Below are 25,687 nucleotides of genomic sequence, written 5' to 3'. Positions count from 1 at the left end.
ACCAGCAGGCCGACCCTCAGCGGCGCACTGCCACCAGCAGGCCGTCCCCGGCGGCGACCAACGCGGGGACGAGTCGTTCGTCGGCGCGCAGCTGTTTGCCCAGGTCGCGCAGGGTGACCGTGGAGGCGTCCCGGGCCGCCGGGTCCGCGACCTTGTCGGCACCCAGCATGTGGTGCACTGCCAACAGGCCGCCGGGGCGCAGCAGTCTCATCGCCTGCTCGACGTAGACGGGGTAGGAGGCGACGTCGGCGTCGATCCAGACCAGGTCGTAGGCTGCGTCGGTCAGCCGGGGCAGCACCTGGTTGGCGTCGCCGCTGATCACCCTGGTGCGCTGTGGAGCGACCCCGGCTGCGGCGAAGGCTCGTCGGGCCGACCGCTGGTGCTCCGGCTCGAGGTCGATCGAGGTCAGCACGCCGTCGTCGGCCATGCCGCCCAGCAGCCACAGACCGGATATGCCTGCTCCGGTCCCGATCTCGACCACGTGGGCCGCCTGCACCGACGCGGCCAGCATCCGCAGCAGACTGCCGACCGAGGCAGGCACCGGGTCGGCGTCCAGCTCCTCGGCGGTGCGGGTCGCCTGGTCGATGATGTCGGAGACCGAGGGGAAATGCTCGGCGTAGGTCCACGAGGCCATCCGTTGTGCTGCCATGGGCCTCAGCCTAGTGGTCGCACCGTGATCAGGTCGCCCAGCCAACACCCAGGATGCGGTGCCACCATGGTGTTCCGTCGTTGATCCCGCGGCGGATGCCAACCGTGGAGGTCGGAACCGATGGACACCACCATCACCACCGAGCCCGACGTGAGGCCGGGCTCGACCGGCGAGCCGTGGCAGCCGCCGTCGTGGGATGACATCGTCCGTGAGCACAGCGCGCGGGTCTACCGCCTGGCCTACCGGCTGACCGGCAACCCGCACGACGCCGAGGACCTCACGCACGACGTCTTCGTGCGGGTCTTCCGCTCCTTGGACTCCTACCGTCCCGGCACCTTCGAGGGCTGGCTGCACCGGATCACCACCAACCTCTTCCTGGACCGGGTCCGGCGCAAGCAGCGGATCCGCTTCGACGCGCTGACCGATGAGTTCGCCGCACGGCTGCCCTCCCGCAGCCGTACCCCCGAGGAGATCTTCGAGCGCACCCACCTCGACGCGGACATCCAGGTGGCGCTGGACGCCCTGGCTCCTCAGTTCCGGGCGGCCGTGGTGTTGTGCGACATCGAGGGCTACTCCTACGAGGAGGTCGCGCAGACGCTGGGCATCAAGCTGGGCACGGTCCGCTCACGCATCCACCGGGGGCGTGCGCAGCTGCGCCAGGCCCTGGCGCACCGCGAGCCCGCACGGGCGACCCGCCCGGCTCGGACCGGTCCGGCGCTGCCGGTCCTGGGCTGAGCTCGCCGCCAGGCTGCACGGTCCCGGCGCGCGTCAGGCACAATCGGGCTATGCCCCACGAGGAGCCGACCCGAGGGATACCGGTCGAGCGCACGGCACCGCTGACCCGGGAGCCGTCCGGCTGGGACTCCTCGACGTGGGACCCCGCCACCCCCGAGGCCACCGTGCGGGACTCCGCTGCCTGGAATCCGCCGCCGACGGGGCCCTACGCACCCCCGCAGACGCACCGGCCCCGGGTGTCCCGGGCGCCGGCGGTGGTGCTCGTGGCCCTGCTGGCCGGGCTGGGTGGTGGACTGGCCGGAGGGTATGCCGTGGAGCAGCTGAGTCGGTCGTCGGGTCAGCCGGTCGTCACCGAGGCGTTCCCGGTGGCGGCCTCCGGCTCCGACGGCGCCCCGGTGGCCCGGATCGCCCGGATGACCCTGCCCAGCGTGGTCTTCATCTCTGTGGAGGGCGGCGACGGCGACGGCGTCGGCTCGGGGTTCGTGATCCGTCCCGACGGCTATCTCGTGACCAACAACCACGTCATAGCTGCCGGTGCCGACGGCGGTGACATCACCGTGGAGTTCACGGACGGGGACTCGGCGCCGGCAGAGGTGGTCGGCACCGACCCCTCCTACGACCTGGCGGTCCTCAAGGTCGACCGTGCGGGACTGCCGGTGCTGCAGTTCGGCGACTCCGAGACCCTGCAGGTCGGCGTGCCTGTAGTGGCGGTGGGCGCGCCGCTGGGGTTGGACAACACCGTCACCTCGGGCATCGTGTCGGCTCTTGACCGTCCCGTCGTGGCCGGCGACGTCGCGACGACGACCTACATCAATGCCATCCAGACCGACGCCGCGATCAACCCGGGCAACTCCGGTGGCCCGCTGCTGGACCTGTCCGGCCGGGTCGTCGGGGTCAACTCCGCCATCGCGCAGCTGCCCGGCGGGGGGAGTCTCGGTCCGGCCGGCAGCATCGGCCTGGGGTTCGCGATTCCCGCCGCCCAGGCACAGCGCACGACCGACCAGCTGATCGAGACCGGCACCAGTGAGCACCCGGTCATGGGCATCCACGTCGACGTGGAGTACAGCGGGGAGGGTGCCCGGGTGCTGCCCGAGGCGACCGGCGACGTGGAGCCGGTCATCCCGGGCGGCCCCGCCGAGGCAGCGGGGGTGCAGCCCGGCGACGTCATCCTGAAGATCGACGACGAGCCCATCGAGGACAGCAGCAAGCTGATCGTGCAGCTGCGCTCGCACCGGGTGGGCGACACGGTGCAGGTGCTCCTGCGCTCCTCGGACGGCACTGAGCGCACGGTCTCGATCACGCTGCAGGGATCCAGCGAGTGAGCACCGGTGTTTAACCTGCAGGCGACCGAGATCTTCCTGCTCCTGGTGCTGGCGGTCGTGATCCTTGGTCCCCACCGACTGCCGGAGTATGCCGCGAAGCTGGCCCAGGCGGTGCGGTCCTTGCGTGATCTGGCCGAGGGAGCCAAGTCGCAGATCAAGGAGGAGATGGGGCCGGCCTTCGACGACGTCAACTGGCAGCAGCTGGACCCGCGGCAGTACGACCCGAGGCGGATCGTGCGGGACGCCCTGGCCGCTCCGAACCAGGGCAGCTCAACAGCAGGCGGGCGGCGCACCGTCACGACGGCCGAGGCAGCCGGCATGCGGCCCGTCGAGCGCTCCGAGGCCAAGGTGTCCCGGCCGACCCGGACCCGGTCCGGGCGACCGGCCCGTCAGCACGACCCCGGCGCGCCGACCCCTTTCGACACCGAAGCCACCTGAGTCGTTCGGTCTGCGGCTACCCCACCGCCCGTTGTGCGCGCCAACCGCACCTTCCTCGGACGCGTCGGCGCGCACATCGGCAGGAGCGCCCGGGCGGAGAACACGGGCCTCACCCAGCAGGCGGCTCGCACTGGTGCCCGATGTCGCACACTGGTGCACCGCGCGCGCAGGGCACCAGTGATCCAGATCGTGCACCAGTCGCGGTCAGACCCGGGCGGTGGGGGTGATGCCGAGCTTGCGCCCGGCCAGGCCCCGGCCCCGCCCCGCGAGCTGGCGGGCGATCGCGCGCAGCGCGGTGGCCGCGGCGGAGTCGGGCTGGCCCAGCACGACGGGCACTCCGCGGTCACCGCCTTCGCGCACCGCGACGTCCAGCGGGATCTGACCCAGCAGCGGCACCTCGGCGCCGATCGAGCGGGACAGCGAGTCGGCCACGGTGCGCCCGCCTCCGGAGCCGAAGATCTCCTGGCGCGAGCCGTCAGGCAGCTCCAGCCAGGACATGTTCTCCACCACGCCCACCAGGCGCTGGTGGGTCTGCAGGGCGATCGCCCCGGCCCGCTCGGCCACCTCGGCGGCGGCCTGCTGTGGCGTGGTGACCACGATGAGCTCGGAGTTGGGCAACAGCTGGGCCACGGTGATGGCGATGTCGCCGGTGCCGGGGGGAAGGTCGAGCAGCAGCACGTCGAGGTCGCCCCAGTAGACGTCGCCGAGGAACTGCTGCATCGCTCGGTGCAGCATCGGGCCGCGCCAGACGACGGGCTGGTTGCCCGGCACGAACATGCCGATGGAGATGACCTTCACACCACCACGTGCCACCGGGGGCATGATCATGTCGTCCACCTGGGTCGGCGGGTGGGTCACGGCCAGCATCCGCGGCACCGAGAAGCCGTAGATGTCCGCATCGACCACGCCCACCGCCAGTCCCTGCTCGGCCATCGCGGCAGCAAGGTTGACGGTGACCGAGGACTTGCCGACGCCGCCCTTGCCGGAGGCCACGGCATACACCCTGGTCAGTGTGTCGGGCCGAGCAAACGGGATCTCCTTCTGCGGGGCCCCGCCGCGCAGCTGGTCGCGCAGTCCGGAGCGCTGCTCATCGCTCATCACCCCCAGCTGTACCTGCACCCCGCTCACCCCCGCCACCTGCGAGACCGCAGCGGTCACCTCGCGCGTGATGGTCTCCTTCATCGGGCAACCCGGCACGGTCAGCAGCACCGTCACCCGCACCGCCCCGGTGTCGTCGGAGTCGACCGACTCGACCATGCCGAGCTCGGTGATCGGCTTACCGATCTCGGGGTCGTTGACGCCCGCGAGGGCAGCGTGCAGGGCATCGGGCGAAGGGGTGGGCATGCCCCCATCGTAGGTCGCGGCTCAGCCGGGGCCGTCCGCCCCCCGCGGCTCCTGGTCGCGATCCTGCTCGCTGCTCACCACTCGCAGCCCGCGCTCCTCCATGTCCTCCAGCAGGCTGCGCAGCTCGGAGCGGACGAAGTCACGGGTTGCGGTGTCGCGCAGCGCGATGCGCAGGGAGGCCACCTCACGGGTGAGGAACTCGGTCTCGGCCAGCGCCCGCTCGTCCCGGGTGCGGTCCTGCTCGATCATCACCTTGTCACGGTCCGCCTGACGGTTCTGCGCGAGCAGGATCAACGGCGCAGCGTAGGAGGCCTGGAGGCTGAGCATCAGCGTCAGGAAGATGAAGGCGTAGGGATCGAACCGGACACCGCCGGGCGCCAGGGTGTTCCACAGCAGCCACACCACGACGAAGGCGGTCATGTAGGCCAGGAACCGTGCCGTGCCCATGAAGCGGGCGAACCCCTCGGCGAACCGGCCGAAGGTGTCCGGGTCCATCTGCGGGCGTCTCAGCCGACGGCGGGGCGCCACCATCGGCTGGTCCAACCGGTCGGCCTGGTGGCGGACCCCCGGCCGGGCGACCGAACGGGAGGACCGGCGCTGCCCGGTGGTCGGCTCAGACATCGGCTGCTTCGCCCGTGCGGTCCCGCTCGCGCCAGTCCTCCGGCAGCAGGTGGTCCAGCACGTCGTCGACGCTGACGGCCCCGAGCAGTCGACCCTGTGCGTCGGTGATCGGCAGGGCGACCAGGTTGTATGCCGCGAGCTGACGGGTCATCACCGCGAGCGAGGTCTGCGCCCCGACGGAGTCGATGGCCCTGTCCACGATGCCGCCGATCGCCTCGTGCGGGGGCTCGCGCAGCAGCCGCTGGATGTGCACGGCGCCGAGGTACTTGCCGGTGGGGGTCTCGTGCGGTGGTCGGGCGACGAAGACCAGCGAGGCAAGCGCGGGGGAGACCTCCTCGCGGCGGACCACCGCCAAGGCCTCGGCGATGCTGGCGTCGGGTCCCAGGATGATCGGGTCGGTGGTCATCATGCCGCCGGCCGTGTCCTCCTCGTAGGTCAGCAGCCGGCGGATGGGCGCGGCGTCGTCGGGCTCCATCCGCTGCAACAGCAGCTCGGCAAGGGCATCCGGCAGCTCGGAGATCAGATCGGTGGCGTCGTCGGGCTGCATGACCTCCAGGACGTCGGCGGCGCGCTCGATGTCCAGGGTGCTCACGACCTCCACCCGGTCGTCTTCTGGCAGCTCCTCCAGGACGTCGGCCAGCCGGTCGTCGCCGAGGGCATCGGCGACCTCCTTGCGTCGCTTGGCCGACAGGTCGTGCATCGCCTCGGCCAGGTCGACGGGCTTGAGCCCCTCGTAGGCCTCCAGGAGAGCGTCGGCGGCCTGCACCGGACCGGTGAGGAACAGACCACTGACCTGGTCGATGTCGACCAGGACGGTCTCTCCGCTGCGACGGCCCAGCCGCAGGCCACGGCGTCGCTCCGGTGCCCCGCCCTTGCGGCAGAAGGCCTTGGTGACCCACCACTCTCCGTTGCGCTGCAGGTCCAGCGCCAGGTCCACGACCGTGGCCGGGACCGACGGGTTGTCGTCGTCCTTGTCGTTGCCCACGGTGATGCGCCGATCCAGCAGCTCGGCCAGCGCGAGGGTCTCGCCTCGGCGCTGCTCGAAGCGACGCATGTTGACCAGGCCCGTGGTGATGATCTGCCCGGTGTCCACACTGGTCACTCTGGTCATCGGCACGAACACCCGCCGACGGCCGGGGATCTCCACGACGAGTCCGAACACCGGGGGAGAGGGCTGGGTGGCCCGCCTGGCGGTCCCGATGACGATGTCACGCACCCGGCCGACCTCGTCCCCCAACGGGTCGAACACACTCAGCCCGTTGAGGCGGGCGACGAAGACGCGGGAGGTGCTCACCGCTGCAGGATACCGACCGGATGGGCCTCGCCGGTGGACGCGCAGCGACCGTCGAGTGAGGCAGATCACCGAGACCACCGGGAATGACGGGGTTCATCTCATCGCTGATATGACTGTCCGTCATCTGCACAGAACTCGAAAGGTCTTGATACCGATGGCCATCCCGTCCGGGATCGTCTACATCCCCAGCGCAGGTCGCGCTTTCCGCCACGACCCCGCAGGCGACGTCGCGCGTCGTCCGGTGAAGCCGCGTCGACGAGCGCGTCGCGACTGACCGCATACCGCGAGCCTCCGCCGGTCCTGCCGCGCGGAGGCTCTGTCGGTGTGGTGGCCCGGGGACCTGATCATCGGCGACCACCGGGGAGGTAGGGGCCGGTCCCAGGTGGCAAACTGGGGTCGTGAGCGCATCCATGCCAACGGGCAAGCCGGGCCACCGGGTCGGGTTGACGCTGAACTACCCGAAGTCGCTGGGGGTGTTCGAGCGGTATGAGGAGGCGCAGCGCGCCGTGGACTACCTCTCGGACGAGGACTTCCCGGTGGAGAACTGCATGATCGTCGGCACCGACCTGCGTCAGGTGGAGCGGGTCACCGGTCGGCTGAGCGCCGGGCGGGCCGCCGCTGGGGGGTTGCTGTCGGGGATCTGGCTGGGATTGTTCGTGGGGCTGATCTTTGCGCTCTTCGCCACGTCGGACGACGCCCTGACCACGGTCGTGGCCTGTGTGGGCTACGGCGCCGTCTTCGGTCTGGTCTGGGCACTGATCGGCTACGCGCTGACCCGGGGACGACGCGACTTCACGTCCGTCTCCCAGGTGGTGGCGACGCGCTACGAGGTGCTCACCGAGCACAAGTTCGCCGAGCAGGCGCGCGACCTGCTGGCTTCGATGCCCGCAGGCACGACGTCCCGCTGACGACCGGTGTGGCGCGCAGGCCTGAGAAGCCGCCGCTCAGCGCCGCCCCCCCGAGCGGACCCAGGCCTGCACGTCGTCGGCGCTGCGCGGCAGCATCGCGGACAGGTTGTCGCAGCCATCCGCGGTGATCACCACGTCGTCCTCGATGCGCACCCCGATGCCCCGCAGCTCCTCAGGCACCAGCTCGTCGTCGGTCTTGAAGTACAGCCCCGGCTCGACCGTGAGCACCATGCCCTCAGCCAGCTGGGCGTCCAGGTAGTCCTCCTTGCGGGCGCGCGCGCAGTCGTGCACGTCGATGCCGAGATGGTGACTGGTGCCGTGCACCATCCAGCGCCGGTGGAACTGCCCGTGCTCGGGGTCCAAGGTGGTCTCCACGTCGACACCCTCGGGGAGCATGCCCCAGTCGTGCATCCGCTGCGCGATGACCCCGATGGCCGCCGCGTGGATGTCACTGAACCGGTTGCCGGGGCGGGCGGCGGCCAGACCGGCCTCCTGGGCCTCGAGCACGACGTCATAGACCCGGCGCTGGGCCGGTGTGAACGTGCCGCTCGCGGGCAGCGTGCGGGTCACGTCGGCGGTGTAGAGGGTGTCGGTCTCCACGCCGGCATCCAGGAGCACCAGGTCGTCCGGTCCGACGTCGCCGGTGTTGCGGATCCAGTGCAACGTCGTCGCGTGCTCTCCGGCCGCGCAGATGGAGTCGTAGCCCACGCCGTTGCCCCGGTGCCGGGCGTGCAAGGCGAAGACGCCCTCGATCCAGCGCTCGCCGCGGTCTGCTCGCACCGCCTCGGGCAGCTGCTCGACGACCGCGTCGAAGGCCTGCGCCGTGGACTGCACCGCCCGGCGCATCTGCTCGATCTCCCAGGCGTCCTTGACCAGTCGCAGGGTGGACAGGTGGCGGGCGAGCTCGGCGTCCTGCTCCTCCGCATCCTCCTGCGTGACGGCCCCGTGGGGTGGCTGCTGGCCGGCCTGGGCACGCGCGGCGTCGACCAGGGCCGCCACGTCGGGGTCGGCGTCGCGGACCACTCGGACGCCGAGCATGTCGAGACCAACGTCCTTGGCCAGCGCGTCCGCGAGCTCGTCGAGGTGGCGGGTCACCACGCCCAGCTCCGCCGCGGTGCTCTCCAGGGTTGGCCTGCTGCCGACCCAGAACTCCCCGACCCGGGAGTCGGCGAAGAACTCGTCGCTGTCGCGGGTGGCGGAGGGCCGGAAGTACAGCACCGCGTCGTGGTCCGCCTGCTCGCGTGGCTCGAGCACCAGGACGGCGTCGGGCTCACGGTCGGCGCCCAGACCGCTCAGGTGCGCGAAGGCGCTGTGCGGGCGGAAGACGTAGTCGCTGTCGTTGCTGCGCACCTTCAACCCCCCGGCCGGGACCACCAACCGGTCACCGGGGAAGGTTGCGGACACCTGCGCCCGGCGTGCCGCGGCATACCGCGCCGCCTCGGTGCGCTCCGGCAGCTCGGCCCGTGCAGCCGCCCAACCGGTGCTCATGAACGACCGGAAGGCAGCTCCGGTGGGCCGGCTGCGATGCCCCGCCGGGGCCTGCTTCTCACTCACTGGTCCATCGTGGCATGAGGTCCCGTAAAGGCCGCGGGGGCCCTAGGCTGGCCCCGTGACATCAGGTGCCTCCGAGGGCGGGCGGAGCCGGCCGTCCGGCCGGGAGATCACGGGACCGCAGGTGCGTCCGGCCACCTCGGTCGGCCAGGTCTGGCGCCGGCGCGCAGGGTGGGCCGTGCGGGGTCTTGGGCCACCCACCGTGCCGATCGGCGTGCCCGGCAGCGGCGACGACGACGTGTCGCAACGACATGCGCGCGCGGTCCTGGACCTGGCCCTGCGGGCGGGCGAGGCACTGCTGACGACGGGGGGCTCGGCCGCGGAGGTGGTCGCCACCGTGCTGCGCCTCACCTCGGCCTACGGTGTGCCCTCCACCTCGGTGGACATCACCTACACCTCGATCTCGGTGTCCATCGAGCGCGGTCTGGACCAGGACTCCCTGGCGGTGCTGCGGGTCATCAAGGTGCGCTCCCCCGACTACTCCCGGCTCGAGGCGCTGCAGCTCCTGGTGGACGGGATCACGGACCGTGCGCGAGCCGGCCAGGAGCCCATCCCCGTCGACGACGCGCGCGAGCGACTCGATGACCTGCTGAGGGCCCCGCACCCCTACCGGCGCTGGGTGGTCACCCTCGGCTACGCACTGATGGCGGCGGGCGTCGTCATCCTCTTCGGCGCGGCGCCGGGCATGTGGGTCGTGGCGGCGCTGAGTGCCACGATCGTGGACCGGGTGCAGCGCCGGTTGCACCAGATCGGGATCGCGGCCTTCTTCCGGCAGGCTCTCAGCGCAGCCATCCCCACGGCCATCGCGGCCGGTCTGTTCGTCCTGACCTCGGTGGGTGTCGACGTGCCGGGGTTGACCTCGCCGTCGCTGCTGGTCGTCTCCGGGATCATCGTGCTGCTGGCCGGCCTCTCCGTGATGGGCGCGGCAGAGGACGCCATCGACGGCTACTACGTCACCGCCGGCGCTCGAGGGCTGGAGGTCCTGATGTTGACCCTGGGCATCGCCCTGGGCATCTCCGCGGTGCTGGCCCTGGCAGGTCGGTTCGGGGTCAACATGTTCGTCTCCTCGTCGGTGAACCTCGGTGGCTCCCCGCTGACGGGCACGATCGGGGCGACGATCGTGGCGCTCGGCTTCGCGCTGTCGACCTACACCGGGGTCCGCGCCACAGGGGTCTCGGCCCTGCTCGCTGCCCTCACCTGGATCTGCTTCGAGGCCTTGGGGCCGCTCGGCCTGGGCACGGCAGCCACCGTGACCGTGGCGGCAGCCGTCGCGGGTGCCCTCGGACATCTCGCGCACCGGACCCTGCATGTGCCCGAGCTGGCGGTGACCACCGCGGCCATCGTGAGCCTGCTCCCCGGTCTGTCGGTCTACCGAGGACTCTCCCAGATCCTGCAGGGCTCGGGCCAGCTCTCCGGAGGTGCACTGGAGCTCATCTCCGCGCTGGGGATCGCGTTGGGACTGGCCGCGGGGCTCTCGATCGGCGCGTATGCCGCGCGGTTGCGGTTCGGGCTTGACCGTGCGGCCATCCGGGCGCGACGCCAGGCCGTCGGTGGCTGGCAGGAGTGAGGCTCCGGTGCACCGGAGCGTGCCTCACTGCCAGGACCAGGACTGCAGGATCTCCTCGAGCGTGTCGACGGCCGACCGCTGCTGGGTCCGCGCGGACGACATGGTCAGGACATAGAGCGCCCCGTCGTGCTCGACCCATCGCTGCGCCTGCACGATGTCGACGTCCTGCACGGTGCGGCTGATCCGGAAGGCGTAGCCGGTCTCACCGTCGACCTCGATCTGCTCCGTGGCCGTGGCGGCCCCGTCCGCGCCGGCGATCGTGGTCTTGGCTTCCTCGATGGACTGCTCGAGATCCGCGATCGGCTCCTCCGCCACGACGACCAGGTTGGTGAAGAAGTCGTCGGCACGCTCGTCGGCACGCACGGCCGCGACCGACTGGGCACCCGCCTCGGAGGTCACGTCACTCCACGCCTGCGGCGTGTCGAAGGTGAAGGCCCCGTCTGTGGACGTCACCGACGTGACCTGCTGTTGCGCTGTGCTGGTGGCGGCGTCGTCCGGAGCCGAGCTCGTCGCCCGGGCGTCCTCGCCCCCGGTCCCGGGAGTGGTCGGGGCGGCAACGTCCCCGGACGAGGCGCTGGACGTGGCCGCCGGCGCGGCATCATCCCCTTCGGGGCTGCTCCCCTCGTCCGGCCCGGCGCAACCGGTGACCAGCACGAGGGCACCGAGACCGGCGCAGAGCGAGATGCGGACGCGTTGGGTCATCGGGACTCCTGTGGCAGATCGGCTCCGGTGCTGTGGACGGTCCCAGTATGCCGACCTCCATGGCATACCGTGCCCTCATGGCTGGAGCGGGACAGGTGATCGACCTGCACACCCACTCAACCTGCAGTGACGGGACCCAGGCCCCTGCCGACCTGGTCCGCGCTGCCGCGCGGGCCGGGGTTGCGGTGCTGGGCCTGACCGATCACGACGTGACTGCGGGGTGGCAGGAGGCCGGGGCGCAGGCACATCGGCTGGGAGTGAGCCTGGTGCCCGGCATCGAGGTGTCGTGCCAGGCCGGCGGCATCTCGGTGCACCTGCTGGCCTACCTGCCCGATCCGGATCTGCCTGCCCTCGTGCACCTGCTGCAGCAGATTAGGGACCACCGGCGCACGCGGCTGCGCACCATGGTCGGACGTCTCGTCGCCGACGGCTATCCCCTCGACTACGACGAGATCCTCGCCCACTCCTCGCCGGGAGCCACCCTCGGTCGTCCGCACGTCGCCGACGCGCTGGTGCGCGCGGGGGCCCATCCGGACCGGGATCGTGCCTTCGCCGAGGTGCTGCACGGGCGCAGCGCCTACTACGTCCGGCACTGGGCGCCCGACGTGCTCGACGCCATCCGGACGGTCCGAGCCGCGGGCGGCGTCCCCGTGATGGCCCACCCCTTCGCCCGTGCCCGCGGGCGCACCGTGGCGGACGGCGTCATCGAGGGGATGGTGCGAGCGGGGCTGGCCGGGCTGGAGGTCGACCACCGCGACCATCAGCAGGCCGACCGGGACCATGCCGCCGAGCTCTGTGTGCGCTGGGGCCTGATTCCCACGGGCTCGAGCGACTACCACGGCGCCGGCAAGCCCAACCGGATCGCGGAGCACACCACGCCCGTGCGGTCCCTCGAGCGCATTGTGGCCGGTGCCACCGGCACGGCGCTGCTCGGAGCCCCCCTGCCATGACCGGCCCACGACTGCTCAACGTGAGCCCGTCGAGCCTGGGCACCTGGCTGGACTGTCCGCGGGCCTACCGGCTGCGCTATCTGGACCGTCCACGCCCTGCGCCCGCGCCCCAGCGAGCGGTGGTCTCCATCGGCAACACCGCCCACGCCGCCCTGAGCCGATTCTGGGAGCTCGACGTCCCGGACCGGGTGCCGAGGCGGGTGGCGGAGCTGGTCGGAGCGCACTGGCAGTCCGCAGGGTTCCGGGATCGAGCACAGACAGACCACTGGCGTCCGATCGTCACCGGGTGGGTGATCGACTACCTGCGGGGGATGGACCGGACTGCTGATCCCCTGGCCGTCGAGCGCACGGTGGCGATGCCGGCGGATGGTCTGGCCGTCCAGGGCCGGGTCGACCGCCTCGACGAGCGGGACGGCGAGCTGGTCGTGGTCGACTACAAGACCGGCAGGCATCCACCAGCACCCGACGCGGCGCGGACCTCGCTGGCCCTGGGGCTCTACGCGCTGGCGGTGTCCCGGATGTGGCGTCGCCCCTGCTCCCGGGTCGAGCTGCACCATGTGCCCTCCCAGACGGTGCAGGCGCACCGGCACACCGAAACCTCTGCTGCGCGCAAGCTCGCCGAGGCGGAGTCGATCGGCGCCGAGCTGAGGGAGGCGCTGGCCGCGCACGCCGGCGACGGCGCGGATGCGGGAGCCTTCCCGGCGCGGCCCTCGGCGCTGTGCCGGTGGTGCGCGGTGCAGCAGCACTGCGCCGAGGGTCTGCAGGTCGGCGCTGCGCACCCGGGTTGGGCGGGGCTGGAGGCCCTGGAGGCGTCGGGTCAGTCGCCGGTCGAGGACGCGTCCGCGCCGTGACCGGAGCGACCACCGGAGGTCCGTCGGCGCCGCCGTCGGCTTCCGTCCTTCGAGGTCGAGGTCGAGGTCGATGCGCGCTCGGTCCGGGGCGAGTCGGCCCCGTCGCGGCTCGCCCGCCCGCTTCGTGCGCCGCCTCGTGCACCTCCACGGCCACTGTCTCGGTCACTGTCACGGCCACTGACGCGGCCACCTCCGGACGCGCCCCCCTGGCGTCGCCGTGCGCCACCGGGGCTCTCGATGTCCTCCACCCGTTCGGCACCCAAACCCTCCCGGGTGCGGGCGGAGCGGGGCAGCGAGCCCGTGATCCCCGACGGGATGTCCAGGTCGGTGAACAGGTGGGGGGAGGAGGAGTAGGTCTCCTGAGGGTCCGGGATGCCCAGGTCCAGGGCCTTGTTGATCAGGGCCCACCGGTGCAGGTCGTCCCAGTCCACGAAGGTCAGCGCGACCCCGGTGGCGGCGGCCCGGCCGGTCCGGCCGATCCGGTGCAGGTAGGGCTTCTCGTCCTCCGGGCACTGGTAGTTGATGACGTGGGTCACTGCCTCGACATCGATGCCCCGGGCCGCCACGTCGGTGGCCACCAACACGTCGATCTTTTTGTTGCGGAAGGCTCGCAGCGCCTGCTCGCGGGCACCCTGGCCGAGGTCGCCGTGGATGGCTGCAGCCGCGAACCCGCGGTCGGCCAGGTCGTCGGCGATCTTGGCCGCGGTGCGCTTGGTGCGGGTGAACACGATGGTCAGGCCCCGGTCCCGAGCCTGCAGCACGCGGGAGAGCAGCTCGACCTTGTCCATCGCGTGGGCGCGGTAGACGAACTGCTCCACGGCGGCCACGGTCTGGCCCTCGTCGCCCTCGGTGATCGCCCGGATGTGCGTCGGCTGGGTCATGTAGCCGCGGGCCAGCGAGACCACCGCGCCGGGCATGGTGGCGCTGAACAGCATCGTCTGTCGTCCCGCCGGGGTCATCGCCAGGATCTTCTGGACATCCGGCAGGAAGCCGAGGTCGAGCATCTCGTCCGCCTCGTCGAGCACCACGGTCCGCGCGTGGGCCAGGCTCAGGTGGCCCTTCTCGGCCAGGTCGATCAGCCGTCCCGGCGTCCCGACGACGATCTCCACCCCCTTGGTCAGGGCCTCGATCTGCGGCTCGTAGGCCCGTCCGCCGTAGACCGTCAGCACCCGGACGCCACGCCGCGCTCCGGCCCGGGTCAGGTCCTGGGCGACCTGCACCGCCAGCTCCCGGGTCGGCGCCACGGCGAGGGCCTGGGGTGCGCCGGGCACGGCCAGAGAGGTGAAGCCGGGGTCCTGCGGGGCGAGGACTCGCTGCAGGATGGGCAGGCCGAAGCCGAGGGTCTTTCCCGTGCCGGTCTTGGCCTGGCCGATGATGTCGTGGCCGCCCAGGGCCACCGGCAGGGTCATCGCCTGGATGGGGAAGGGATGGATGATGCCGTGCTGGGCCAAGGCCGCGACGACGTCGGGGTGGATGCCGAAATCGGCAAACGTGGGCTGGTCTTGCATGGGGTGAACCTCTGGGTCGGTGGGCGCCACCGGGATCGGTGCGCTGCGGATGGGCCGATCGGGTGCGCTCATCTGCGAGCCCGCTGTGGGCTTCCCTCGTCCGTGCCGACCGGGCACCGTGGTCCATCCAGTGTAGGCGGCGATAGCGTGAGCCCATGCACCAGGAGCCGGTCGGCGAGGCGACCTACCAACAGGCCGTCGTGGACGTGCTGGGTGCGCTGGCCTACGCCGAGCTGGCCGGATCGCTGCAGCTGGCCGCTGACGCCCGGGACGCACCCGCGCTGGACGTGCGGCTCACCGTGGCCCGGATCGGCGCGCAGGCATGGGACAGCTACACCCTGATCGAGTCTCGGCTGGTCGAGCTCGGGTCCGAGCCCGAGCAGGCCATGGCGCCCTTCGCCGCTGCCATCGACGGCTTCCACGAGCGCAGCCGGCCACGGGACTTGCTGGAGGTGTTGGTCAAGGCCTACGTCGGCGACGGCATCGCCCGGGACTTCTACCGCGAGGTGTCCCGCCGGGTCGACCCGCAGACCCGCGAGCTGATGGAGCGCGTACTGGCCGACCACGGGCAGGACGACGTGCTCGCAGCGACGATCGGCGACGCCCTGGACCACAGGGCCGACCGGGCCGGCCGGCTGGCGCTGTGGGGCCGGCGACTAGTCGGTGAGGCCCTGGCGCAGACCCAGCGGGTCGCGGTGGAGCGCGACGCGCTGGCCGCGCTGCTGGTCGGCGCCTGGGAGGTGCCCGGCGCGGAGGCGGACCTGGTCGAGCTGGGGCGCATGCTGACCCGGCTGACCGAGGCGCACACCGTGCGCATGCGGCGGATCGGCCTGAGCGCCTGAGCCCGGCTCAGCGGGTCTTGTTGCCGGCTACTGCGGTGTAGAGCAGGACCAGCACGGCAGCCACGACGACACCGGTCAGCAGGGCCCAGATGTTGAAGCCTGTGCCCGAGCCGACTGCCGAGACGATGATCGAGCCCGCCAGGGCACCGACGGCCCCGAGCAGCACCGTCATGAGCAGGTTGACGTCCTGCCGGCCCGGCAGCAACAACCTGGCCAGGGGGCCGATGACGATCCCCAGGATGAACGCCGCGATGATGGTGGTGACGGTGATCTGCATGAGCTCCTCCTCGTATGCGGTGACCTCAGGTGGTCCCGAAGCCCACACGTCCCTTCTCGGAGGCGCCGATCTCGACGTAGCCAAGGGCCTGCGCGGGCACCAGGACCGTGGCGCCCCGCTCGTCGGTCAACGACAGGAGGCCGTCCGGATCGCTCAACGCCGAGGCGACGGCGTCGCGGACGTCCTGGGACGTTCCGTCGGACTCCATCGTGATCTCTCGGGCGACGTTGCGTACGCCGATGCGAATCTGCACCTTGCTCCTTCTGGTCGGGACCGCTCGCTTCGAGCGGGTCATGCGTGGACGGCTGCCCCTATCGTGCCGCCTCGTGGGATCGACGGCGACATCGGCCCCCGGCTGCGCCGGGCCCAGGCCTCATTCGGGCGTCCGGGCCAGGGGGAAGGACTCCAGCCCGCTCCAGCCGAGGCAGCGCACCAGCTCGGCAGCGCGGCTGCGGGGCACCGGTCGCTGTAGGGCCACCCATCGGGCCGCGCACGCCTGGGCCATGCCGGCCAGGCAGACGCCGAGCAGGAAGGCGTGATCGGCGTCCAGCCCGGTGTCCTCCTGGATCACCTCGGCCACGGCGCCGGCGCACGCGTCGGTGACCGCCTCCACGCGGCGCTTCACCGCTGCCTCGGCCACGAGGTCGGACTCGAAGACCAGCCGGTAGGCGCCGTCCGGAGTGTCGACGAAGTCGAAGTAGGCCTCGACGGTCGCAGCGATCCGCTGCTGGTTGTCCTGCGTCGACTGCAGTGCCTGCTCGATGAGCTCGACCAGCGTCGCCGCCTGTTGGTCGAGCAGTCCGAGGTAGAGGTCCAGCTTGCTGGGGAAGTGCTGGTAGAGCACCGGCTTGGAGACCCCGGCGCGCTCGGCGATGTCGTCCATGGCCGTGGCGTGGTATCCGGACTCGACGAAGGCGTCCCGCGCCGCCTCCAGCAGCTGGTGCCGACGCTCTGCGCGGGAGCGCCGTCGCCGCACCCCTGCATCCGTGCTCACCGCATACCTCCTGGTCTCCCTGAGAGGCGATCCTAGGGGGGTCGCGGCTCGGCGCGGCCACGCGTGTCGGTGGCGCCTGATCTGATGGTCCTATGGATCAGCAGCGTGCCGCCCGGCCCGACGGCGAGCAGGTGGCCGAGCAGGTATCCCGGTCGCGCAGCGTCAGCCACCTGCTGCGCGACACCCCGGCCGGGGTGGTGCTGCTGACCGGCGCACCGGGCACCGGCAAGACCACGACCGCACTCGGGGTCGTGCGCGAGCAGGTCGAGAGCGGCACGCCGCGCTCCGGTGCGCTGGTGATCGCGCCCAGCCGGGTGGCAGCGGGCCGGCTGCGCGGTGACCTCGGTGCCGCCGTGGGAGGCACCCACACCGAGCCGTTGGTGCGCACCCCGGCGTCGTTGGCCTTCGCGGTGCTGCGCGGCGCGGCGGCAGCGCACGGGCTCCCCGAGCCCCGACTGCTGACCGGGGCCGAGCAGGACGCGCTCCTTCGGGACCTGCTGCGCGGGCATCGCAGCGGCGACTCACCTGCTCCCGGCTGGCCCGAGGAGCTGAACGGGGCGCTGGAGACCCGCGGCTTCCGCGATCAGCTGCGCGACCTGATCATGCGAGCGGTGGAGCACGGTGTCGACCCGGAGCAGCTCGCGTGCTGGGGGGACCGGCACGATCACCCGGCGTGGGTCGCGGCGGCCAAGGTCATGCAGGAGTACGACGAGGTCAGTGCCCTGGCCTCCCCGGGTGCCTACGACCCCGCGTGGATCTGTGCGGCGGCGGCGCAGGTCCTGCAGACCGACCCTGCCGTGGCAAGGACGATCCTGGACCCCCTCCGGCTCCTGGTCGTGGACGACGCGCAGGAGCTCACGGCGTCCGCGGCCCGGCTGGTGGCCGCGGTGCACCGTCCCGGCATGCACGTGCTGCTGGCCGGGGACGGCGATGCCGTGGTCCAAGGCTTCCGCGGCGCGTCCCCCGAGCGCTTCGCCGGCCTCGCCCGAGACCTGGCCGCGCACCTGCCGGGCCAGGCTCCCGCCGAAGTGGTGCTGCCCCGGGTGCATCGGGTCGCCCGGCTGCCGGCCGCCGTCACGCAGCGGGTGGCGCGGCGGATCGGCGTCGCCTCCGGGGCTGCTCACCGGGGGCCGGAGATCGCCCGCGACGACCCCGGCCAGGTGGACGTCGTGGCGTTGCACAGCACCGCCCAGGAGGCGGCCTACGTCGCGCAGGCGCTGCGGGTGGCTCATCTGCGCGACGAGGTGCCCTGGTCGCAGATGGCGGTCATCGCCCGGTCCGGTGCGGCCCACGAGGCGGTTCGGCGGGCGCTGCGGGTCGCATCGGTCCCGGCGCACCCGGGTCGCGCGGCGCTGCCGCTGCGTCAGGATCCCGCGACGAGAACGTTGCTGCTCGCTTACCAGGTGGTGCTGGTCATGGTGGACGGGCCTGCACCGGCGCTGAGCGCAGCGGAGGCCGTCGAGCTGGTCACCTCGCCGCTGGGCCGCGCCGACCCGGTCACCCTGCGGCGGCTGCGCCGCGCCCTGCACCGGCAGGGCGACCTCAGCGGAGCGGCGGCAACGCCGCCACCGAGCGCGGACGAGCTGCTCGTGGCGGCGCTGCTGGATCCGGTCTGGCGCACGGATCCGGGCGTCGGTCACGATGTCGACCTGCTGCCGGCGCGCCGGCTGGCCGGGGTCCTGCACGCCGGTGCCCAGTTGCTGCGCGACCCCGCTCAGCGGGGTGATGCGCATCATCTGCTGTGGGCACTGTGGTCCTCCAGCGGACTGGCTCGGCACTGGGACTCCCAGTCCGCCGAGGGGGGGTCCGCAGGGGCTCGCGCGGATCGCCAGCTCGATGCCGTGATGGTCCTGTTCGACGCCGCAGAGGACTTCGTCACCCGACTGGGCCGCACCGATCCCTGGGGGTTTCTCGAGCACGTGGGCAGTCACGACGTCGCTCCCGACAGCCTGGCCGCTCGGTCGCGGTTGGCCGAGGCGGTCGAGGTGCTCACCCCGTTCGCCGCCGCAGGTCGGCAGTGGCACACCGTGGCGGTGATCGGGGTGCAGGAGGGGGTGTGGCCCGATCTGCGGCTGCGGGACACCCTGCTGGGCGCCCAGCTGCTGGTGGAGACGGTGCACGGTCGAGCGTCGTCCGGCCCGGCGGGGGTGCAGGCAGCACAACGGCAGGTGCTGGACGACGAGGCCCGTCAGTTTCACGTGGCGGTCAGCCGGGCGACCACGCGGCTCCTCGTGACTGCGGTGTCGAGCACGGACGAGCAGCCCTCGATGTTCTGTCGCCTGGTCGACCCGGACGCCGACACCTCGAGCCTCGTGCACGTCCCGCCGGCGCCGACGCTGCGCAGCCTGGTGGCCTCGCTGCGTCGGGACCTGGTCCGGGCACACCGCTCCGGCCAGGTGGTCGAGCGGGACCGCTGCGCCGACCTGCTGGCGACGCTGGCCGCCCACGAGGTGGCCGGCGCCGACCCGGCGGCGTGGTCGGATGCACGGAGCGTCTCGAGCACGGCTCCACGAGTGGCCCAGGGTCCCGTGCGGGTTTCGCCCTCGAAGGTGCAGTCGTTCTCCGAGTGCTCGTTGCGCTGGCTGCTGAGCAGTCACGGGGGCGAGGTAGGGGGTGCGGTCGCCAGCTCGGTGGGCACCCTCGTCCATGAGGTGGTCGCGGCGACGCCGCACGCCGAAGCCGGCGACCTGGTGCAGGCCCTGGGGACTCGCTGGGAGGAGCTGCGGCTGCCTGCCTCGTGGGTGGCCCAACGCGAGCGCAGACGCGCGGAGGCGATGGTCGAGGCGTATGTGGCCTACCGGTCGACAGCGACCCGGGCCGGTCGCGAGCTGGTCGCCGTGGAGCTCGCGGGGGAGGTCGGTGTGGGTCGGGCCCTCGTCGTGGGCCAGGTCGACCGTCTCGAGCGCGACGCGGCGGGTCGCTATCTCGTCGTGGATCTCAAGACGGGCTCACGCAAGCCGGCACGGCACGAGGTGGCCACCCACCCCCAGCTCGGCGCCTACCAGGTGGCCGTCCAGGAGGGGGCCTTCGCGGGGGTGACCGGCCCGCAGCCCGATTCCGGCGGTGCTGCGCTGGCGCACGTCGGCAAGGTCGCCGTCCGCGACGGGGAGCCGCAGATGCAGTCGCCGCTGGCTGGGAGCGAAGAACCGGGCTGGGCCCATGATCTGCTGCACCGCACCGCGGAGGGGATGGCCGAGGCAGCGTTTCAGGCGAGTGTCGGCGACGGCTGCCGCACCTGCCAGGTGCGGCTGTCCTGCCCCGTGCAGCCCGAAGGAGACCACCAATGACAGAGGCAGGTGCCACAGCCGTCTGGTCGGCCGCCGCTATCGCCGAGGCGGTGGGCCTGCCGACGCCGACCGCCGAGCAGACCGCCGTGATCGAGGGACCGCTCACCTCGACGCTGGTGGTGGCCGGCGCCGGCTCCGGCAAGACCGAGACGATGGCCGCGCGGGTGCTCTGGCTCGTGGCCAACGCAGCGGTCCGCCCTGAGCAGATCCTCGGGCTCACCTTCACCCGCAAGGCCGCACTGGAGCTGAGCGCGCGGGTGGGCGACCGACTGCGTCGGTTGCACGCCCACGGCGTGGGGCGCTCCTCCCCCCTGGAGGTGGACGCCGCCATTCCCCCTACCGTGTCCACTTATCACGCGTATGCCGGTCGCCTGGTCAGCGAGCACGGGCTGCGACTCGGTCTGGAGCCGGACAGCCGACTGCTCTCCGAGGCTGCGGCGTGGCAGGTCGCGCACGAGGTCGTGCACCGGCACACCGGGTCGATGGATGGACTGGAGCAGGCGGCGAGCACGGTGGTGCACGCCGTGGTGCACCTCGCAGGGGAGCTGGCCGAGCACCTGGTCTCCCCCGAGCAGGTGGTGGACTGGCTGGGCGTGACTGCCGACCGGCTGGACAATCTGCCGGGGCGGGACGGCCGCCGGGCGGTGGCGGAGGGTCGCGCCACGGCGAGACTGTTGCGCACCCAGACCCTGGTGCTGCCCCTGGTGCGCGCCTACCAGCAGGCCAAGCGCGAACGGTCGGCGCTGGACTTCGCCGACCAGATGGCGCTGGCCGCGCAGCTGGCGCGGGACCTGCCCCTCGTGGGTGCCACCGAGCGCAGCCGCTACGCCGTGGTGCTGCTCGATGAGTTCCAGGACACCTCGGAGGCGCAGCTGGTGTTGCTGTCCTCCTTGTTCGCCGGGAGCACGGTGCCCGTCACGGCGGTCGGCGACCCGCACCAGTCGATCTACGGATGGCGCGGCGCCAGCGCGACGACGCTCACCCGCTTCCCGACGGTCTTCGCGCACGGCGACCGGACCTGCCCGGTGCTGCCGCTGAGCACCTCGTGGCGCAACAGCCGACAGGTGTTGGAGGCGGCCAACACCGTGGCAAGGCCGCTGCGTGCCCGCAGCACCGTCGACGTGCCACAGCTGACCTGCTCACCGGACGCCCACTCCGGGGCGGTGCACGTCGCGCAGCTGCCGACGCACCTGGACGAGGCCGCTCACCTGGCCAGCTGGCTGAAGCAGCGCTTCCACGACCACGAGCAGCGGTGGACCGGGGTGTCGGCCGCCGTGCTGTGCCGCAACCGGGCGCAGTTCGGCCCGGTCGTCGATGCCCTCAGAGCGGAGGGCCTGCCGGTCGAGGTGGTCGGTCTGGGTGGCCTGCTCGACGCGCCGGAGCTCGTGGACCTCGTCGCCCTGCTGTGGGCGGCGCAAGAGCCGGGCCGCGGCGACCAGCTGATGCGGCTGCTGACCGGGCCGGTCACCCGACTGGGCGCGGCCGACCTCACCGCCCTGTGGGCCTGGGCCCGGCACCTGGTCCGGCATCACCCCGACGACGAGCCCACCCTGGGGGAGGCGGTGGACCATCCACCGCCGACCGGGTGGAGCGCCGCCGACGGTGCCTGCCTCGGTGCCGAGGGACTCCGTCGCGTGCGCACCCTGTCCCGTGCCGTGGCGCGCGTGCGCTCCGCCGTCGGACTGCCCCTGCCCGACCTGCTGCTGGAGGCCGAGCGGGTCCTCGGGCTGGACATCGACGTGCTCGCCGACCCCGACCTCGTCGACGGGGCCGGTGAGGGTTGGGCCAGGGCCCACCTGGACGCCCTGGGCGAAGTGTCGGCCTCCTTCGCCGCAGCGGCAGAGCGCCCCACCCTGGGGGGGTTCCTGGAGTGGCTGGAGGCCGCCCGCGACCACGAGCGGGGGCTCGAGGACGTGGAGATCCCCGAGCTCGCCGAGGTGTCCGTCAGCTCGGGGGCGGTGCAGGTGTTGACGGTGCACGCGGCCAAGGGCCTGGAATGGGACGTCGTCGCCGTGCCGGGGCTCGCCGAGGGCACGTTCCCGGCGCTGCGGGGCACGGCAAAACCGGCTGCCGACGGCTGGATCTTCGCTGCGCACCAGGTCAAGGGGTGGCTCAGCGGGATCGGAGCGCTGCCCTACCCGTTGCGCGGCGACCACGACGGGCTGCCCAGGCTGCCTTGGGCGAGCGTCGCGGACACCCACGAGCTGAAGGAGCGGCTGACCGCGTTCTACCAGGCTGGCGTCGCGCACCGGGTGCAGGAGGAGCGCCGACTGGCCTACGTCGCCCTGACCCGGGCCCGGCGCGAGCTGCTCCTCAGTGCCCCGGTGTGGTCGACCGGCAAGCGGCCACGCGTGAGCGCCCGTTTCCTGGACGAGGTCGTCGAGCACGCCCGCGTGGGTCCTTGGGCAGGGCTTCCCGAGGACGCCGCCGCCGACAACCCGATGCTGGCCCACGACACGACCGCCCCCTGGCCGGTCCTGCCCTCATCCCGCCGTCGAGCGGTGGCCGAGACCGTGCAGGCCGTCATGGAGACCAGGGCGCTCGCGCAGCCCGCACCCGGCGACGGTGCAGGACATCTCGGCACCGCGTCCGAGCCGGCCGACCCGCGCGCCCTCCAGGCTGCGCTGCTCCTCGCCGAGCGAGCGGCGCAGCGCGACGACCCGCAGGGGGCCCAGCTGCCCGAGCAGCTGTCCACCTCTGCCGTCCTGGACCTGGCGCGGGATCCGGCAGCGTACCGCCGCACGCTGCGCCGCCCGCTGCCGGCACCCCCCGCCCCGCACGCTCAGGTCGGCACCCGGTTCCACGCCTGGGTCGAGCACTACTTCTCCACGGCGACCCTGGTCGACCTGGACGATCTGCCGGGCAGTGCCGACATCGCGGTGCCCGCTTCGCTGGCCCGGCTGCAGAAGACCTTCCTGGCCAGTGAGTGGGCGCATCGGGTGCCGACCCACGTCGAGCTCGGGATCGAGACCACGGTGGCCGGACGAGTGGTCCGTGGCCGGATCGACGCGGTGTTTCCCCGCGCCGACGGAGGCGCGAGTGTGGTGGACTGGAAGACCGGCTCCCCACCCGACCACACCGAGCAACCGGTCAAGGCGTTGCAGCTGGCGATCTACCGACGGGCCTACGCTCGGCTGCGCGGGTGGGGACAGAATGCGGTGGATGGGGCGTTCTTCTACGCCGCCACCGGCGAGACGGTGCGCCCCGATCTCCCGGATGACCAGGAGCTGGATGCCGTCGTCGGTGAGCTCCTTGGCAGTTCGTCTCAGTCGCCCTGAGAGCGTCCGGCCCTCGTGGAGCCGCCGGTGCCCGGGGGGTCCTCGGGCAGGTCGTCGGCAGGCACGTCCGGCAGGTCCTCGGCAGGCACGTCGTAAAGGTCTTGCAGACGGGTCCGCTCATCGAGCTCCTCGCCCAGCCGGACGACGGGCAACACCTGGGTCTCTCCGTCGTTGTCCGCCGGCTCGTCCAGCGCCCCCGAGCTCTCGGACTCACCGTGCTCCGGCGCGCCGAGCTCCGTAGGGTCGTGGTTCGGTGCTTCGTGCTCCGGTGCGTCGTCGTCCGACTGGGCCGGGCGCGGCTCCGGCGGGGCCGAGTCGTGGCTGACCTGCACCACGGCTTCGTCGGTGTCGGGCTCCACGGGCACGAGGGAGTCATCGGCCGAGGTGAGTCGGTCGAGCTTGCGCAGCTGGTCGACGTAGCGGCGCACGCGACCCTCGTCGTCACCGGCCACCGCGGCGGCGAGACCATCGAGGAGGCGCATCTCGGCAGCGAGGCGAGCTCGGGGCAGCAGGTGCGGATCGGGCCGTTGCGAGCGCGCGAGGGCATAGCTCTCCAGCACGCTCTCCACGGCCGGCGGTGGCGCTTGGTCGACCAGCAGGGCGAAGTCCTCCGCCGGATCGGTCACGGCCGCCTGGGCCCATCCGATCATCGCCACCACCCGGCCGCTCGCGGCGTCGTCGTCGGCGAAGGCCACCCGGAACGAGTGGCCGTCGAGCGAGCCGTGCACGCTGGTCGGGGTGAACTTCCACAGTGCCGGTGTGTCGAAGGCCTGCTCCCAGCGGGCCAGCAGTCCGGTGGGGACATGACCGGTCTCGGCCGCCCGGTCCAGCAGCGACAGCCGGCGCTCCCGGTGATCCTGGGCGTCGAAGACCGGGGCCCCGTGCTCCTCGAAGAGTCCGACGGGAATGTTGTGGATCGCCGCGACGGCCCGCCCCACGGCGCTGGCCAGCCCCGGACCGGCCGGCAGCCGGTGCAGATCGAGGGCCGAACCCTCGACGTGGGGGAAGACGGTGGCCCGGCCGGACTCGCCCAGCGGCACGTAGCCTGCGGCCACCGGGACCTTGAAGGGCAGGTGCTTGCCGAGGTGACGGACCAGGGGGTCGTGGTGCTCCGCGTCCGCCCCGGTCGTGCCGGCCCGAGGGGCGACCACCTCCCAGCGCCGGCCCGTGGCATCCTCGATCAGCGCATGCTGTCTGCTGGCGGAGGTGTCGCTGTCGCCCAACGCCCCGCGCCACTCCTGCACGGTGACGGGTCGCATCCCGGGCACGGCGGCACAGGCGAGTGCGGCGAGGGCCAGGTCACTGCGGGTCACGACGCCACCGTATGACGGGTGTCCGCCGAATGCTCGTAGGCAGGGCCGCGGCCGGTCCCTCGCCGTCCTACAGTGGGACGGTGAGCAGCACAGCGGACGCCCTGTTGGACCTGTCGCTGTCGCGCGGCACCCTGGACCGGGACGGCAAGAGGCGGCGGGACCAGGATCTGCTCAAGCGCGCCCTGGGCGACTCCACCAGCAGGGTCTACGACCTCGTCGAGGGCCGGATGCGCACCTGCCGGGTCGACGGTGAGCTGCGCCTGGTCCCCCGAGCGGCCGAGATGGCCGACGAGGCGCGGCTGGCCATCTACCTCGGGCGCAACGACCAGGGGCGCGACCATGTCGCGATCGTCTGGTCCGAGGACCAGCCGTCCCGGCCCGACCCGGGAGCCAAGGGCTGGCGCACGCTGCGCGACGCCGGCGCCGAGCTGGGCGACACCGACGCCGGAGTGCTGACCAGCGCCGTGGCGCTGGCCAACTGGCACGCACGACACCCGTGCTGCCCCCGCTGCGGCGCCGCCACCGTCCCTGCCCAAGGGGGCTGGGTCAGGGTGTGCGAGGAGGACGGGAGTGAGCACCACCCCCGCACCGACACCGCGGTCATCGTGGCCGTGGTCGATGACCAGGAGCGCATCCTGCTGGGGCGTGGCCCGCACTGGCCGCAGGGCCGGATGTCGGTGCTCGCCGGATTCGTCGAGGCAGGGGAGTCACTGGAGGCCGCGGTGGCGCGCGAGGTGGGCGAGGAGGTCGGGCTGCGGGTGCGGGAGATCGCCTACCGGGGCAACCAGCCGTGGCCCTTCCCTGCCTCGCTGATGATCGGCTTCACCGCCCGGACATCGGGGACCGAGCTGGAGCCGGACCCGGAGGAGATCGCCGAGGCGGCCTGGTTCACGCGGGGCGAGCTGGGCTGGGCGACCCGCTCGGGAGCGCTGGCCCTGCCTCCGCGCGTGTCCATTGCCCGGCGACTGATCGAGGACTGGTACGGCGGGGAGGTGGAGCAGCCCACCGAGCCGACCGGCCCGTTCCGGGGCCGGGACGCCCCGTGAGTATGCCGCGCAGCGCCGAGGAGGTGCTGCTCGGCCTGGACCCCGAGCAGCGTGCGGTCGCCCAGAGTCCGCTCGGCCCGATGGTGGTGCTGGCCGGTGCCGGCACCGGCAAAACAAGAGCCATCACCCACCACATCACCTACGGCGTGTGGAACGGGGGGCTGACCGCCCCCCAGGTGCTTGCGGTGGACCTTACCGCCCGTGCCGCCG

At 72.4% G+C, this 25,687-nt stretch carries 23 protein-coding genes; 12 read left to right on the top strand and 11 right to left on the bottom strand.

Features of this window, described 5'->3' with window-relative positions; all coding sequences use genetic code 11:
* Positions 1-16: 16 nt before the first annotated feature.
* Complete coding sequence (locus ACR2FV_RS07770; RefSeq protein ID WP_434015122.1) at positions 17-649, bottom strand: O-methyltransferase; 633 nt, start codon at positions 647-649, stop codon at positions 17-19.
* Between the two features lie 120 nt (positions 650-769).
* Between ACR2FV_RS07770 and sigE the strand changes: the two genes are divergently transcribed.
* From sigE to ACR2FV_RS07755, 3 genes are read left to right on the top strand one after another with little or no spacing between them, the layout of a single operon-like run.
* The gene (gene sigE, locus ACR2FV_RS07765) at positions 770-1,384 is read left to right on the top strand and encodes an RNA polymerase sigma factor SigE (RefSeq protein WP_434015121.1); all 615 of its coding nucleotides are present in this window, start codon (positions 770-772) and stop codon (positions 1,382-1,384) included.
* Between the two features lie 50 nt (positions 1,385-1,434).
* Positions 1,435-2,706 (top strand): S1C family serine protease, encoded by a 1,272-nt coding sequence (locus ACR2FV_RS07760; RefSeq protein WP_434015120.1) that lies wholly within the window; start codon positions 1,435-1,437, stop codon positions 2,704-2,706.
* Positions 2,707-2,712: 6 nt separating this feature from the next.
* Positions 2,713-3,144, top strand: a complete 432-nt coding sequence (locus tag ACR2FV_RS07755; protein ID WP_434015119.1) for a twin-arginine translocase TatA/TatE family subunit — start codon at positions 2,713-2,715, stop codon at positions 3,142-3,144.
* A 204-nt stretch (positions 3,145-3,348) separates the two neighbouring features.
* Here the strand turns inward: ACR2FV_RS07755 and ACR2FV_RS07750 are convergent, their stop codons facing one another.
* The 3 genes from ACR2FV_RS07750 to ACR2FV_RS07740 are packed head-to-tail and all read right to left on the bottom strand — an operon-like array spanning position 3,349 to position 6,403.
* Entirely contained in the window at positions 3,349-4,488 is a 1,140-nt protein-coding gene (locus tag ACR2FV_RS07750) for an Mrp/NBP35 family ATP-binding protein (protein WP_434015118.1), read from the bottom strand.
* Positions 4,489-4,509: 21 nt separating this feature from the next.
* Positions 4,510-5,109 (bottom strand): DUF1003 domain-containing protein, encoded by a 600-nt coding sequence (locus tag ACR2FV_RS07745; protein ID WP_434015117.1) that lies wholly within the window; start codon positions 5,107-5,109, stop codon positions 4,510-4,512.
* Entirely contained in the window at positions 5,102-6,403 is a 1,302-nt protein-coding gene (locus ACR2FV_RS07740; protein ID WP_434015116.1) for a magnesium transporter MgtE N-terminal domain-containing protein, read from the bottom strand. Before ACR2FV_RS07740 ends, ACR2FV_RS07745 begins: the two co-directional genes overlap by 8 nt.
* 398 nt (positions 6,404-6,801) lie before the next feature.
* Between ACR2FV_RS07740 and ACR2FV_RS07735 the strand changes: the two genes are divergently transcribed.
* Positions 6,802-7,311 (top strand): general stress protein, encoded by a 510-nt coding sequence (locus tag ACR2FV_RS07735; RefSeq protein WP_434015115.1) that lies wholly within the window; start codon positions 6,802-6,804, stop codon positions 7,309-7,311.
* Positions 7,312-7,347: 36 nt separating this feature from the next.
* Here ACR2FV_RS07735 and ACR2FV_RS07730 read toward each other — a convergent pair whose 3' ends face one another.
* A complete protein-coding gene (locus ACR2FV_RS07730; RefSeq protein ID WP_434015114.1) occupies positions 7,348-8,865 on the bottom strand; it encodes an aminopeptidase P family protein in 1,518 nt (505 codons plus the stop codon).
* 55 nt (positions 8,866-8,920) lie between these two features.
* Here ACR2FV_RS07730 and ACR2FV_RS07725 point away from each other — a divergent pair, with 55 nt between their 5' ends.
* A complete protein-coding gene (locus ACR2FV_RS07725) occupies positions 8,921-10,429 on the top strand; it encodes a threonine/serine ThrE exporter family protein (RefSeq protein WP_434015113.1) in 1,509 nt (502 codons plus the stop codon).
* Positions 10,430-10,453: 24 nt separating this feature from the next.
* Here the strand turns inward: ACR2FV_RS07725 and ACR2FV_RS07720 are convergent, their stop codons facing one another.
* On the bottom strand, positions 10,454-11,131 hold the full coding sequence (locus ACR2FV_RS07720) for a hypothetical protein (protein WP_434015112.1): 678 nt from the start codon (positions 11,129-11,131) through the stop codon (positions 10,454-10,456).
* A gap of 77 nt (positions 11,132-11,208) precedes the next feature.
* Here ACR2FV_RS07720 and ACR2FV_RS07715 point away from each other — a divergent pair, with 77 nt between their 5' ends.
* Positions 11,209-12,081, top strand: coding sequence for a PHP domain-containing protein (locus tag ACR2FV_RS07715; RefSeq protein WP_434015111.1), 873 nt, complete (start codon positions 11,209-11,211; stop codon positions 12,079-12,081).
* Entirely contained in the window at positions 12,078-12,932 is an 855-nt protein-coding gene (locus tag ACR2FV_RS07710) for a RecB family exonuclease (protein WP_434015110.1), read from the top strand. Before ACR2FV_RS07715 ends, ACR2FV_RS07710 begins: the two co-directional genes overlap by 4 nt.
* On the opposite strand, the gene ACR2FV_RS07705 is transcribed toward ACR2FV_RS07710, so the two are convergent.
* Positions 12,899-14,440: a DEAD/DEAH box helicase gene (locus ACR2FV_RS07705; RefSeq protein WP_434015109.1), complete on the bottom strand. Its 1,542-nt coding sequence runs from the start codon at positions 14,438-14,440 to the stop codon at positions 12,899-12,901. The genes ACR2FV_RS07710 and ACR2FV_RS07705 overlap by 34 nt on opposite strands.
* Before the next feature lie 155 nt (positions 14,441-14,595).
* On the opposite strand from ACR2FV_RS07705, the gene ACR2FV_RS07700 reads away from it, so the two are divergent.
* Positions 14,596-15,282, top strand: a complete 687-nt coding sequence (locus ACR2FV_RS07700) for a ferritin-like fold-containing protein (RefSeq protein ID WP_434015108.1) — start codon at positions 14,596-14,598, stop codon at positions 15,280-15,282.
* 7 nt (positions 15,283-15,289) lie between these two features.
* Here ACR2FV_RS07700 and ACR2FV_RS07695 read toward each other — a convergent pair whose 3' ends face one another.
* The 3 genes from ACR2FV_RS07695 to ACR2FV_RS07685 all read right to left on the bottom strand — a co-directional run bounded on the left by ACR2FV_RS07695 (position 15,290) and on the right by ACR2FV_RS07685 (position 16,553).
* Positions 15,290-15,559 (bottom strand): GlsB/YeaQ/YmgE family stress response membrane protein, encoded by a 270-nt coding sequence (locus ACR2FV_RS07695; RefSeq protein ID WP_434015107.1) that lies wholly within the window; start codon positions 15,557-15,559, stop codon positions 15,290-15,292.
* Positions 15,560-15,584: 25 nt separating this feature from the next.
* Positions 15,585-15,812, bottom strand: coding sequence for a DUF3107 domain-containing protein (locus ACR2FV_RS07690; protein WP_434015106.1), 228 nt, complete (start codon positions 15,810-15,812; stop codon positions 15,585-15,587).
* A 120-nt stretch (positions 15,813-15,932) separates the two neighbouring features.
* Complete coding sequence (locus ACR2FV_RS07685) at positions 15,933-16,553, bottom strand: TetR/AcrR family transcriptional regulator (RefSeq protein WP_434015105.1); 621 nt, start codon at positions 16,551-16,553, stop codon at positions 15,933-15,935.
* 92 nt (positions 16,554-16,645) lie between these two features.
* Between ACR2FV_RS07685 and ACR2FV_RS07680 the strand changes: the two genes are divergently transcribed.
* Positions 16,646-19,840 (top strand): PD-(D/E)XK nuclease family protein, encoded by a 3,195-nt coding sequence (locus ACR2FV_RS07680; RefSeq protein WP_434015104.1) that lies wholly within the window; start codon positions 16,646-16,648, stop codon positions 19,838-19,840.
* Complete coding sequence (locus ACR2FV_RS07675; protein WP_434015103.1) at positions 19,837-23,118, top strand: ATP-dependent helicase; 3,282 nt, start codon at positions 19,837-19,839, stop codon at positions 23,116-23,118. The genes ACR2FV_RS07680 and ACR2FV_RS07675 overlap by 4 nt, the downstream gene beginning before the upstream one ends.
* On the opposite strand, the gene ACR2FV_RS07670 is transcribed toward ACR2FV_RS07675, so the two are convergent.
* Positions 23,106-24,431, bottom strand: a complete 1,326-nt coding sequence (locus tag ACR2FV_RS07670) for a phosphotransferase (protein WP_434015102.1) — start codon at positions 24,429-24,431, stop codon at positions 23,106-23,108. The two genes, ACR2FV_RS07675 and ACR2FV_RS07670, sit on opposite strands and share 13 nt — an antisense overlap.
* Before the next feature lie 80 nt (positions 24,432-24,511).
* On the opposite strand from ACR2FV_RS07670, the gene nudC reads away from it, so the two are divergent.
* Positions 24,512-25,477: an NAD(+) diphosphatase gene (gene nudC, locus ACR2FV_RS07665; protein WP_434015101.1), complete on the top strand. Its 966-nt coding sequence runs from the start codon at positions 24,512-24,514 to the stop codon at positions 25,475-25,477.
* Between the two features lie 2 nt (positions 25,478-25,479).
* Positions 25,480-25,687 (top strand): UvrD-helicase domain-containing protein (locus ACR2FV_RS07660; RefSeq protein WP_434015139.1); only part of this gene is annotated, 208 nt, incomplete at its 3' end.

The organism is Ornithinimicrobium sp. (genome assembly GCF_051004135.1).
GTDB lineage: Bacteria > Actinomycetota > Actinomycetes > Actinomycetales > Dermatophilaceae > Ornithinicoccus.
The sequence above is the reverse complement of the archived record's forward strand: the minus strand, read 5'-3'. Positions and strand labels throughout refer to the sequence as shown.

Excerpts from the sequence above, each read along its gene's own strand:
- ACR2FV_RS07675 (WP_434015103.1), top strand. The coding sequence starts at position 19,837 with ATGACAGAGGCAGGTGCCACAGCCGTCTGGTCGGCCGCCGCTATCGCC.
- ACR2FV_RS07760 (WP_434015120.1), top strand. The coding sequence starts at position 1,435 with ATGCCCCACGAGGAGCCGACCCGAGGGATACCGGTCGAGCGCACGGCA.
- ACR2FV_RS07745 (WP_434015117.1), bottom strand. The coding sequence starts at position 5,109 with ATGTCTGAGCCGACCACCGGGCAGCGCCGGTCCTCCCGTTCGGTCGCC.
- ACR2FV_RS07750 (WP_434015118.1), bottom strand. The coding sequence starts at position 4,488 with ATGCCCACCCCTTCGCCCGATGCCCTGCACGCTGCCCTCGCGGGCGTC.
- ACR2FV_RS07720 (WP_434015112.1), bottom strand. The coding sequence starts at position 11,131 with ATGACCCAACGCGTCCGCATCTCGCTCTGCGCCGGTCTCGGTGCCCTC.
- ACR2FV_RS07705 (WP_434015109.1), bottom strand. The coding sequence starts at position 14,440 with ATGCAAGACCAGCCCACGTTTGCCGATTTCGGCATCCACCCCGACGTC.
- ACR2FV_RS07680 (WP_434015104.1), top strand. The coding sequence starts at position 16,646 with ATGGATCAGCAGCGTGCCGCCCGGCCCGACGGCGAGCAGGTGGCCGAG.
- sigE (WP_434015121.1), top strand. The coding sequence starts at position 770 with ATGGACACCACCATCACCACCGAGCCCGACGTGAGGCCGGGCTCGACC.
- ACR2FV_RS07710 (WP_434015110.1), top strand. The coding sequence starts at position 12,078 with ATGACCGGCCCACGACTGCTCAACGTGAGCCCGTCGAGCCTGGGCACC.
- ACR2FV_RS07695 (WP_434015107.1), bottom strand. The coding sequence starts at position 15,559 with ATGCAGATCACCGTCACCACCATCATCGCGGCGTTCATCCTGGGGATC.
- ACR2FV_RS07770 (WP_434015122.1), bottom strand. The coding sequence starts at position 649 with ATGGCAGCACAACGGATGGCCTCGTGGACCTACGCCGAGCATTTCCCC.
- ACR2FV_RS07715 (WP_434015111.1), top strand. The coding sequence starts at position 11,209 with ATGGCTGGAGCGGGACAGGTGATCGACCTGCACACCCACTCAACCTGC.
- ACR2FV_RS07700 (WP_434015108.1), top strand. The coding sequence starts at position 14,596 with ATGCACCAGGAGCCGGTCGGCGAGGCGACCTACCAACAGGCCGTCGTG.